This is a genomic window from Mesorhizobium abyssinicae (assembly GCF_049887195.1).
Lineage (GTDB): Bacteria > Pseudomonadota > Alphaproteobacteria > Rhizobiales > Rhizobiaceae > Mesorhizobium > Mesorhizobium abyssinicae.
The window spans coordinates 143,017-153,290 of record NZ_JARAKC010000012.1 but is presented as its reverse complement, the minus strand read 5'-3'; the positions used below and the strand labels follow the sequence as shown (position 1 = coordinate 153,290).

Genomic DNA, 10,274 nt, shown 5'->3' with positions numbered 1-10,274 from the left:
GTCGCGGAGCGGACCGAGACCAGCCATGGCCGCGACGAGTGGCGGCAGGCAGAGGTCGTGGCCGCTGCCGAGCCGCTGATGCCTGGCCATAAAGCCTTCATCCGCATCTCCAGCCGGCGCGATCAGGCCGAACCGCTGACGCGCCTGTTCATGGCCTCGACACTGCTGTCGCCACAGCAAGCCCTCGACCTCTCAAGGGCGCATTGGCAGATCGAGAACGGGCTGCATTGGATGCTCGACGTTCATCTGGGCGAAGATCAATCCCGAGCCCGCAAGGACAATGCTCCGGCAAACACCGCAATCCTCACCCGCATCGCCAGAAACGTCCTCCAGGCAGCCGATGCCGACAAAGTCCCCATCAGCCACCGCATCAAGAAATGCGCCTGGAACGACGACTATCTCATCCAGGCGCTAACCCATATGCGATAGCCCTGCCCTTGAGGGGGAGATGCCCGGCAGGGCAGAGAGGGGTGGCTTGGCACCAACGTTGCAGGAATCATCCAACGCCGGCGCGGCCCCTCATCCGCCCTTCGGGCACCTTCTCCCCGTGAACGGGGAGAAGGACGCTACCCCACGAACCCCACCCTTTTGTGCGAATTGTCGCAGAACGGCTTGTTGGCCGAATGGCCGCAGCGGCAGAGGAAAACCCGCGTGGTGCGGTCGATCGTGTGGCCGGTGCCGGTGACGATCTCGGCATTGCCCTCGAGCTTGAGCGGGCCGTTGACGGTCGGGGTTATCTTCAGCGGCCCGTCGCGGGCCTCGAGCGCAGGCGTGTCCTTCAGCGACGGCTCGCCGGTGGCGGCGAAGCCGGCCTTGATATGGGCGTTGTCGCAGAACGGCTTATTCTCAGACAGACCACAGCGGCAGAGCGTGGCGCGATAGAAAGTCTCGTCGCCGAGCACGATCTCGGCATGCACCGCCAGCGGGCCTTTTTCGCGCAGCCGCACGGTGTTGACCACCGGCGGCTTCTCCTGCGGTCCGCCATCCTTGCGATGGTAGGTGATGGCGCCGGACGGGCAGTTCTCCGCCAGCGCCACGACCTTCTCGACGCTGGCCGCCTCGGGGTGGATCCACTCGCCCTTGGCGTTGGGCACGAAGACGTGCGGATTGCCGAGCACGCAGTTGCGCGAATGGATGCAGCGCTTGCCGGAAAAGGAGACGTCGACCTTCTCGCCTTCGACCGTGCCTGCCATGGGTGGGGTCTCCTCTTGGGTGGAGACAGGCTAGGGCGAGGGTGGGAGGGGCGTCAAGTTGGCTGGAACGCCAAGTCTCCCCCCTTGAGGGGGAGATGGCCGCGAAGCGGCCAGAGGGAGTCGTTGCGCGTGAAGCGCCGACCTTGGCTCTCGCAGGAAGGGGCGCTGGCGTTTTACGCGAAGCGACCCCCTCTGTCGCCTTCGGCGACATCTCCCCCACGAGGGGGGAGATTATCGCTCACTCCACCAGGTTGATTTCCTCGGTCTCGCCGCCGCTGCAGGTGTAGCAGCAGTCTTCGCATTTTTCCTTGTTGCCGGGGCCGACGCCCCAATAGGTGCCCTCGTCGCCGTCGACCCAGGCGCCGTAGCAGATCGATTCGCCCTCCTCGCAGGAGATCGGCAGTTGCTTGGTCTCGCCGTCGTCGAGGTAGAAATCCTTGTCATTGCCCGGCCAGACATAGTCGCGGTCCTGGCTGTAGAGCTCGAGCCGCATGGCGTTGGGATGGCCGTTCCTGATCTCGAACGTGACGTCGCCGGCATGCGCCGCCGGCGCGGCCAGCGTGGCGATGAAGAACGCCGCGGCGATGCGGCGGGCGGTGAAGAAAGTCATGGCAGTCCCCCGAAAGAATCGGCCCCTCGGCCGAGAGTTCGACCATGCCATGCGAGGCTGGAGCGGGGAAGGATTGGTTGGCGCTTTCCCCTACTCCGCCAGGTCGATCGTTTCCGTCGAATGTTCCACGCAGATGAAGCAGCAGGTATCGCAGGGCTGGTCGTTGTCGGGGCCGACGCCGGCGGAGACCTGGTCGTCGCCATTGACCCAGGCGCCCCAGCAGATGTTCTCGCCCGGATTGCAGGAGATCGGCACCGATTTGCGCGCGCCGGGGCGGATCAGGAAGACCTTGTTGTCGCCCGGCCAGACCGTATCGCGGTCGCGGCTGAACAGTTCGACCGCGACGCCGTCCGAGCGCTTGTTGCGGACGAACACCGACATGTCGTCGGCGAGGGCTGGGCCGGCGATGAGCAGGGCGGCGAGGGCGAGGCGAATCATGGCGGCGGGTCCTGGAGAGTGGAGAGTAGAGCATGGGCGGGCGAAGCGCGTAATCTCCCCCCTCGAGGGGGAGATGGCCGGCAGGCCAGAGGGGGTCGCGCCCCGCGTGAAGCGCCGAGCCTTGTCGTGACGAAAGGGGGCGCAGGCGTTCCACGCGCGACGCCTGTCGCCTTTGGCGACATCTCCCGCTCGAGGGGGGAGATCAGCGACCCACCACCACATGCGGCGCGAATCTCTGCACCGCCTCGACAATGTCCGGACCGCTCATGTCGAGCGAGTTGATCTCCATGTGCACGGTGTTGCCGCCAAACAGCGCATTGGCCAGCGCGTCGGGCGGCGCCCCGTTGAGTTCGAAACTGACCACGCCCGAGCCCTTGCCGGGGGAGGAGAGGCGCACGCTTTGCACCTTGTCCCATGGCACCAGCACGTCGCCGCGGCGGGCATCGCGGAAGCCGCGCTGATCCAGGGTGACCTTGACCGAGGTGTCGAAGGCGCCGCGCGCGAGGTAGCCGCCGAACCCGAGGAAGCCCAGCGCCAGCAGCGCCACGAAGAACACCCGCCCGCCATCGGCGCCGTTGACCAGCCCCTTCAGCGTATAGAAGCCAAAGATCGCCGCCATCAGCAGCGACCCGGCGACGGAAGAGAACTTGTTGGTGGGACTGTTGCGGAGTTCGATGGACATGGCGTGGCTTTCGAGGTGGGAGTGTAGAGCATAAGCGGGCGGGGCGGCGGCGGGGCGGTTCTTCCTTCTCCCCCTGTGGGAGAAGGTGGATCGGCGCGAAGCGCCGAGACGGATGGTTTCGGCTTGGCGACAACGGTTCATCCACAAAGGGCGGTTGGCGAGAGATCGCCAGCGCCTCGTTCCTTCCAACACCCCGACCGAGCTTCGCTCGGCCACCTTCCCCCACAAGTGGGGGAAGGTGGAGCCCTACCTGTTCACCACCACATGCGGCGCGAATTTGCGGATCGCGTCGAGCATGTCGTCGCCGCGCGCGTCGAGCGAGGAGACCTCCATGTGCACGATGGTCTTGCCGAAGGGCAGGATCAGGTTCACCACATGGGCGGGCGCGTATTTGATGGCGTCGGGCGGCTCCTCGGTGAGCTCGAAATTGAGCATCGCCGAGCCCTTGCCGGAGGTGAGGCGCACGCTCCTCACCTTCCTCCACGGCACCAGCACATCGCCGGCGCGGCGGTCCCGAAAACCCTGGCTGTCGAGCACGACCTTGACCGAAGTGTCGAACGCGCCGCGCGCGAGGAAGAAGCCGAGCGCCAGGCAGCCCGCGCCGAGCAGCGCGATGACCAGCACATGCCCGCCGTTCGCCCCGGCCGCGATGCCCTGCAGCGCGCCGAAAGCGAAGATCGCGCCGATCAGCAGCGGCCCGATGGCCGGCAGGATTTTTCCCGTTGCGCTGTTGTGGAGCTCGAGCGGCGCGGTCATTTTTCCGCCCCTCACCGCTCGGGTTTCAGCAGCGTCCAGATCCAGCCGATGAAGGTGAGGACCAGGAACGGATAGCCGGCGGCGGGCAAAGGCGCCGAGGTGGGCAGCAGCGGCGCGCCCCACAGGATCATCAACGCTGAGACGGTGAACAGCATAGCGGCGACAAGGGCCGTGAGCCGCATCCACAGCGCGAAGGTGTTTTGGGCGCTGACCATCACCAGCCCCGCCGCCCACAGCGCAATGCCGCCGACATAGGAAGGCACACTGGCCTGAAGCCCCGCCGCATTGCCGGCCAGAAGCAGGCTTTCGCCGGCAAGGAAAGTCAGGAAGCCGGCCGCGACGAGGTCATCGCCGAGCCGCTGGTATTTCATGGTGAGGAGTGCTGCCGCGACGACGACGCCCACGCCGTCGATGGTCCACAACGTCTCGCGCAGAGCATCGCTGCCAACGAAAGTGCCCGCCATGCCAAGCGCGCCGCCGATGGCGAGGCCGATCGCGGGGATGGTGTCCGAGGTGGAGCGCATGTGGTGTCTCCCCTAGCTGGGGGAGGATACCGCAGAGGGACAACGTTCTCCAATAGTGATCGCTCTCCAGTAAACATATCGCCCCGCGAAGCGGATCGCGTCAGCCGACGGCGATCGATCGCGACTCGAACATCCCCAGCGAGCTGAACCGACCAAAGCGCCTCTGTTTGGTGTCAGGAAAGTGGGGAAATCGCGAAATGCTACTTAGATGCAGAGGTGTCCTCCAGAGGTCGATAGCAGCAGATGCGGGTTGCAGAACAGTTGTGTCGGCAAAACGAATGAAATACGCTTTCCACACTTTTGGGGGGCCAAAAATGCCAATCATTCAAGATTTTCGGATCACAAACTTTAAAGGTGCGAAGGACGTGACGGTGTCCTTCGGTGCTACCGGGGACAGAAAGGTAATCACTCTTATTGGCCTAAACGAAAGCGGCAAAACCACAATCTTGGAAGGCATATCGCAGTTTACTACTCGCGATGAGATCGTTACGAAGTTTTTTGACGTCGACAACAAGACTCGATTTAACTCATTCATTCCCGTCGACCGCAAAGCGGCGTTCAGCGAAAGCATCGTAATACAGGCGTCCGTATTGCTCGACGATGCTGACGTCAGCGCAATTTCCGATCTATTTAAAAGCAATGGTCTTATATTAGACAAAGATGCTGTCAAACGTCAATTTCATATAGAACGCCGCTACACTTATAAAGACAGCGAATATTCTCCAGAGGAATTTATAAACTACTGGATGAAATTTAACTTTATGGTAAAGAAGAGTCACAAGGCAAAAAAGTATGAGCAGTACATCCGCCCAGACCGAAAGAGTGGCCTCACTGACGTATGGTACCTTGCTACCGTCTACGTTAGCTCCAAATTGCCTAACATCGTATATTTTCCAACGTTTCTGGTAGATGTTCCTTCCAAAATATACCTGTTAGAGCATGATGGAGAGACACCTCAAAATAGGTACTACAGAGTTATTCTCCAGAACGTGCTTGACTCAATGGGAGAGGGAATAAGTATTGAAAGGCATGTCGTAGAGCGTATAACTAAATACAAGGAATCGAACCCTGTCGCCCTTTGGTTTTCCATATTACTTGGCGATCCAACGAGGAGGAATATCGACTCTGTCTTCTTGAAAATCTCAACAGCAATAACAAAAGAAGTGCTTGGCTCTTGGAGTAAGATCTTTAACAGACCAGTCTCAGCTAAGAGGATTGAGGTCAATTGGAGTATCGACACTGGTAAGGATGAAATTCCATATGCTTCTATCTCTGTGTCCGATGGGGAATCCCCGTATGCGCTGAGCGAGCGCTCCCTAGGATTTCGCTGGTTTTTCTCATTCTTATTGTTCACCCGATTCGGTGGCTCGAACAACCGCCCGAATTTATTTCTTTTCGACGAACCAGCGGCCAATCTACACGCTAAAGCACAAGCTGAGCTTCTTCAAAGTTTCAGTAAGATTGTACAAGCGGGAAACATAATTATTTACTCAACGCATAGCCATCATATGATAAACCCTATTTGGCTTTCGGGCGCATACATTGTTAACAACGAGGCTATTGACTATGAAGGGGATTTAGGTGGTGCCGATTTTTCTGTCCTGCCGACCCTGATAACTGCTACGTCCTATCGACGATTTGTGGGAGAAAATGGGTCTAGGGTAAGTTATTTCCAACCGGTCCTTGAGAAACTCATGTACTTGGAGCCCGCGATCGCTGCAAGCGGCCCGCAGATATTGGTAGAAGGACCTTCTGACTTTTATGCATTGGAATATGCGCGTAAGCGGCACTTTCCAGAACTCGATATTACTATTGTTCCGGGAGGCGGAGCTGGACATCTGGACCCACTTATATCAATAGCTATGTCTCGTGGCTATCCGTTTGTAATACTGCTCGACGGTGACGAAGAGGGGAGGAAGTCGAGACAGAGGTATATTGAAAAATGGACGCTGCGAGAGAAAGACGTCCTGCTGCTATCGGATATATTTCCGACGATTAAAAACTGTGAGATTGAGAAATTGGTGTCGGAAGTTGACCGTTCTGCGATCAAATCGACTTTCGGGTCCTCTGGAAAGAAGCAGCTGCAGTTGCATCTCGCGGAGATTCACTACAAGGATGGAGACTCCCTAGACGGCGCCACGGTTGAGAAGTTTCGATTAATAATTGAGCGGTGTCTAGAAAAACTGCAGAGCTAGGCAATTTTACCAGCGGCCGTCCCCTCAATCGCCCATCTTCAAGGCCTGGATAAACGCCTCCTGCGGGATATCCACCTTGCCGAACTGGCGCATCCGTTTCTTGCCCTCTTTCTGCTTGTCGAGCAGCTTGCGCTTGCGCGAGACGTCGCCGCCGTAGCATTTGGCGGTGACGTCCTTGCGCAGGGCCGAGACGGTCTCGCGGGCGATGATGCGGCCGCCTATTGCCGCCTGGATCGGGATCTTGAACAGGTGCTGCGGGATCAGTTCCTTCAGCTTCTCGCACATCTGCCGGCCGCGCTTTTCCGCCGCCGTGCGGTGCACCAGCATGGAGAGCGCGTCGACCGGCTCGTCATTGACCAGGATCGACATTTTCACCAGGTCGCCCTCGCGATAGTCGGTCAGGTGATAGTCGAAGGAGGCGTAGCCCTTGGAGATCGACTTCAGACGGTCGTAGAAGTCGAAGACGACCTCGTTGAGCGGCAGGTCGTAGGTCAGCATGGCGCGCTTGCCGACATAGGAGAGATCGGCCTGGATGCCGCGCCTGTCCTGGCAGAGCTTCAGGATGCCGCCGAGATAGTCGTCGGGGGTCAGGATGGTGGCGCGGATCCACGGCTCCTCGATCGAGGCGATCTTGACCACGTCGGGCATGTCGGCCGGGTTGTGCAGCTCCTTCAGCGTGCCGTCGTTGAGGTTCATGCGGTAGACGACGGAAGGTGCTGTGGCGATGAGGTCGAGATTGAACTCGCGCTCCAGCCGCTCCTGGATGATCTCGAGGTGCAGCAGGCCGAGGAAGCCGCAGCGGAAGCCGAAGCCGAGTGCTGCCGACGTCTCCATTTCATACGAGAAGGAGGCGTCGTTGAGGCGCAGCTTGCCGACGGCGGCGCGCAGATCCTCGAAATCGGCGGCGTCGACCGGGAACAGGCCGCAGAACACCACCGGCTGCGCCGGCTTGAAGCCGGGCAGCGCCTTTTGCGTCGGGCGGCGGTCCTCGGTGATGGTGTCGCCGACGCGGGTGTCGGCCACTTCCTTGATCGAGCCGGTGAAGAAGCCGAACTCGCCGGGGCCGAGCTCGTCGACATTGATGCGGGCGGGCGTGAAGACGCCGGTGCGCTCAACCAGATATTTGGCGCCGGTGCCCATCATGCGGATGGTCTGGCCCTTCTTCAAGACGCCGTCGATGACGCGGACCAGCACGATGACGCCGAGATAGGCGTCGTACCAGCTATCGACCAGCATCGCCTTCAGCGGCGCCGTGACATCGCCCTCGCGCGGCGGCGGCAATTGGTGGACGATCGCCTCCAGCACGTCGGGGATGCCGAGGCCGGTCTTGGCCGAGATCAGCACGGCGTTGGAGGCGTCGATGCCGATCACCTCCTCGACCTGCTCGCGGATGCGCTCGGGCTCGGCCGCCGGCAGGTCGACCTTGTTCAGCACCACGACGATCTCGTGGTTGTTGTCGATGGCCTGGTAGACATTGGCCAGCGTCTGCGCCTCGACGCCCTGGCTGGCGTCGACGACCAGCAGCGAGCCCTCGCAGGCGGCCAGCGACCGCGACACCTCATAGGCGAAGTCGACATGGCCGGGCGTGTCGATGAGGTTGAGGACATAGTCCTCGCCATTGTCGGCGCGGTATTTCAGCCGCACCGTCTGCGCCTTGATGGTGATGCCGCGCTCGCGCTCGATGTCCATCGAGTCCAGCACCTGCTCCTTCATGTCACGCGCCTCCAGCCCGCCGGTGAGCTGGATCAGCCGGTCGGCAAGCGTGGATTTGCCATGGTCGATATGGGCGACGATGGAGAAATTGCGGATGTGGTCGAGGGGCGTCGTCATGCGGCGCGCTTTAGCAGGGGCGGGGTTGAGGGGCAAGCGGGGCGCTGGCTTTGCGGGCCATGGGGACAGGGAGGGGAAGTGACGGTTGCCGTCGCAGTCGGCGGAGGGCAATTGCTGACGTCGGCGCTGCCCCTCACCTGCCTGCCGGCATCCTCTCCCCGTATAGTGACGGGGAGAGGGACGCTCCCGTCGCCGATTTCGCCAATCGCCGGCGCAGGATGGGCGGGAAGATCGCGGCCGCCCCCTTCTCCCCGTCACTATACGGGGAGAAGGTGCCGGCAGGCGGATGAGGGGCGGCGCCGGCGGATGAGGGTTCGGCAGGCGCTCGTGCCGGCAAATCCCGGCCACAACCTTCACCGCGCCTAAATAAGCCGTGCCTTAAACATTAATCCACCAGTTTGGGGCATGATCCGCCGCTGCTGGGCAGGCTACGGTTTTGGGGGACTTCGAGAATGTTGCGATACGCAAGCGATTTCGTCCGTTCGCGAGGCGGCTCGATCGTGCCGGTGTTCCTCATGATCCTGGTGCCGCTGCTGCTCGCCGTCGGCCTCTCGGTCGACTACACCTCGGCGGTGCAGACGAAGAGCAACATGCAGAACGCGCTCGACGCGGCGATCCTGTCGATCACCACGCTGCCGAAGACCACCACGCTGGCCGACCGCGAGAAGTCGCTGCAGCAGTCCTTCGCCGCCAATGGCGGGCAAGGCAGCGCGACGCTCGACAGCTTCGTCGTGGCCGCCGACGGCACTGCCACCGCCAAGGCTTCGGCGCACTACCCGATGCCGACCAATTTCATGCAGATCGCCAAGGTCGACACGGTGCAGGTCGGCGTGACCTCGGCGGTGCGCAAGCGGCCGGCGCTGGTGCAGACGACGTTCAGGGTGACGAAAGTGTCTGGCTACTGGAACAAGACGATGACGCTCTACGGCACCAAGTTCGGCGACACCGTGGCCAAGCCGCTGATGACGATCACCTACACCTATAACGGCTTCGGCGACCCGAAGGGCTACGGCACCGCCATCGTCAGCACGATCAGCGGCAGCACCACGACCAAGGTCCAGCAGCAGGTCTGCACCACCGCCACGGTGAAGAACTTCAACAGCCTGCCGAGCGGCGCGATCACGCAGACCAGCGGCAGCAAGAAATATGTGACGACCTGCGCCGACACGTTCTATCCCGCCAACGGCACCGGCGCGGTGATCGACGTCAGCCAGATGGACAGCCTCTATCTGCAGATGGATGTGCCCTCGGGCAGCCCGAAGGTGCTGAAGTCGAACGACCCTGCCACCTCGAACCGGCTCTATATCGGCCCCAGCAACACCACCATGCCCGAGGTGGCGACCGGCCAGACGGTCGACATCTTCACCGCCGTGCCCTGCGGCCAGACCGGCTACCAGGCCTGGGAAGACGGCGGCAACCCGGTGCCGGCCGACGTCAGCAACGCCGACTTCTTCTACACCGTCCAAGGCAAGTGCGACTTCAACCAGCGGCCGTCGAACACTGTGCTGACGCAGTGATGAGCTGATCTCCCCAAGTGGGGAGATCACGCACTCGAAGGGCACCCTCCAGTTTCCGGATTGAAGAGCCAGTGGGAGCATGAAGGGCGCCTTTCCTCTCCCCCGTCGATCGGGGGAGAGGTGTCGAGCGAAGCTCGACGGAGTGGGGGTCGACCAGCGCCGGCGTCGTTGTTTCTGGCGGGGTGATGCCTGGCCCTGATTGGTGAATTGTCGGCGGCGGCGTATTTAGGAACCGCCTTCCCCCACTCCGTCGCTGCTTCGCAGCGACACCTCTCCCCCCTCCGGAGGGAGAGGAAAGGAGCCAGGCGGCGGACGGTATGAGCTGGCCAATCCCGCTTGCGGGGGGGGAGATGCGGGGAGGACAGCAGGGGTGCTGTCCCGCCAGCATTGCGGCGAACTGCGCAAGCCTGCGATTAGACCTGTTGTTTGGTCTTGAGCCGACGCCTTACGAAAAGGACCTTGTTGAAGAGTCGGCGCTCTACGGCGCCCCCCTCTGTCCTGCCGGACATCTCCCCCACAAGGGGGGAGA

The 10,274-nt window shown here is 61.5% G+C and carries 10 protein-coding genes; 3 read left to right on the top strand and 7 right to left on the bottom strand.

From position 1 onward, the window contains the following. Positions 1–429 (top strand): ISAs1 family transposase (locus PU724_RS23745; RefSeq protein ID WP_426213655.1); only part of this gene is annotated, 429 nt, incomplete at its 5' end. Positions 430–566: 137 nt separating this feature from the next. On the opposite strand, the gene PU724_RS23740 is transcribed toward PU724_RS23745, so the two are convergent. From PU724_RS23740 to PU724_RS23715, 6 genes are all read right to left on the bottom strand, one after another. After that, complete coding sequence (locus PU724_RS23740) at positions 567–1,193, bottom strand: CDGSH iron-sulfur domain-containing protein (protein WP_354423996.1); 627 nt, start codon at positions 1,191–1,193, stop codon at positions 567–569. Between the two features lie 238 nt (positions 1,194–1,431). Beyond that, on the bottom strand, positions 1,432–1,803 hold the full coding sequence (locus PU724_RS23735; protein ID WP_127284813.1) for a hypothetical protein: 372 nt from the start codon (positions 1,801–1,803) through the stop codon (positions 1,432–1,434). A gap of 90 nt (positions 1,804–1,893) precedes the next feature. Continuing rightward, the gene (locus PU724_RS23730; RefSeq protein WP_127284819.1) at positions 1,894–2,241 is read right to left on the bottom strand and encodes a hypothetical protein; all 348 of its coding nucleotides are present in this window, start codon (positions 2,239–2,241) and stop codon (positions 1,894–1,896) included. Between the two features lie 202 nt (positions 2,242–2,443). Then, on the bottom strand, positions 2,444–2,923 hold the full coding sequence (locus PU724_RS23725; RefSeq protein ID WP_354423994.1) for a hypothetical protein: 480 nt from the start codon (positions 2,921–2,923) through the stop codon (positions 2,444–2,446). Between the two features lie 246 nt (positions 2,924–3,169). Then, the gene (locus PU724_RS23720) at positions 3,170–3,679 is read right to left on the bottom strand and encodes a hypothetical protein (protein WP_354423992.1); all 510 of its coding nucleotides are present in this window, start codon (positions 3,677–3,679) and stop codon (positions 3,170–3,172) included. An 11-nt stretch (positions 3,680–3,690) separates the two neighbouring features. After that, a complete protein-coding gene (locus PU724_RS23715) occupies positions 3,691–4,203 on the bottom strand; it encodes a hypothetical protein (RefSeq protein ID WP_354423990.1) in 513 nt (170 codons plus the stop codon). Positions 4,204–4,481: 278 nt separating this feature from the next. On the opposite strand from PU724_RS23715, the gene PU724_RS23710 reads away from it, so the two are divergent. Then, complete coding sequence (locus PU724_RS23710; RefSeq protein ID WP_354423988.1) at positions 4,482–6,398, top strand: AAA family ATPase; 1,917 nt, start codon at positions 4,482–4,484, stop codon at positions 6,396–6,398. A gap of 24 nt (positions 6,399–6,422) precedes the next feature. Here PU724_RS23710 and lepA read toward each other — a convergent pair whose 3' ends face one another. Continuing rightward, positions 6,423–8,228, bottom strand: a complete 1,806-nt coding sequence (gene lepA / locus PU724_RS23705; protein WP_354423986.1) for a translation elongation factor 4 — start codon at positions 8,226–8,228, stop codon at positions 6,423–6,425. A gap of 452 nt (positions 8,229–8,680) precedes the next feature. On the opposite strand from lepA, the gene PU724_RS23700 reads away from it, so the two are divergent. Continuing rightward, on the top strand, positions 8,681–9,745 hold the full coding sequence (locus PU724_RS23700) for a TadE/TadG family type IV pilus assembly protein (RefSeq protein WP_354423984.1): 1,065 nt from the start codon (positions 8,681–8,683) through the stop codon (positions 9,743–9,745). The last annotated feature ends 529 nt before the right edge of the window (positions 9,746–10,274 follow it).

What these genes read in the sequence shown, in the direction of transcription:
- PU724_RS23740 (WP_354423996.1), bottom strand. Translation starts at nt 1,193, where the DNA reads ATGGCAGGCACGGTCGAAGGCGAGAAGGTCGACGTCTCCTTTTCCGGC.
- PU724_RS23735 (WP_127284813.1), bottom strand. Translation starts at nt 1,803, where the DNA reads ATGACTTTCTTCACCGCCCGCCGCATCGCCGCGGCGTTCTTCATCGCC.
- PU724_RS23730 (WP_127284819.1), bottom strand. Translation starts at nt 2,241, where the DNA reads ATGATTCGCCTCGCCCTCGCCGCCCTGCTCATCGCCGGCCCAGCCCTC.
- PU724_RS23725 (WP_354423994.1), bottom strand. Translation starts at nt 2,923, where the DNA reads ATGTCCATCGAACTCCGCAACAGTCCCACCAACAAGTTCTCTTCCGTC.
- PU724_RS23720 (WP_354423992.1), bottom strand. Translation starts at nt 3,679, where the DNA reads ATGACCGCGCCGCTCGAGCTCCACAACAGCGCAACGGGAAAAATCCTG.
- PU724_RS23715 (WP_354423990.1), bottom strand. Translation starts at nt 4,203, where the DNA reads ATGCGCTCCACCTCGGACACCATCCCCGCGATCGGCCTCGCCATCGGC.
- PU724_RS23710 (WP_354423988.1), top strand. Translation starts at nt 4,482, where the DNA reads ATGAAATACGCTTTCCACACTTTTGGGGGGCCAAAAATGCCAATCATT.
- lepA (WP_354423986.1), bottom strand. Translation starts at nt 8,228, where the DNA reads ATGACGACGCCCCTCGACCACATCCGCAATTTCTCCATCGTCGCCCAT.
- PU724_RS23700 (WP_354423984.1), top strand. Translation starts at nt 8,681, where the DNA reads ATGTTGCGATACGCAAGCGATTTCGTCCGTTCGCGAGGCGGCTCGATC.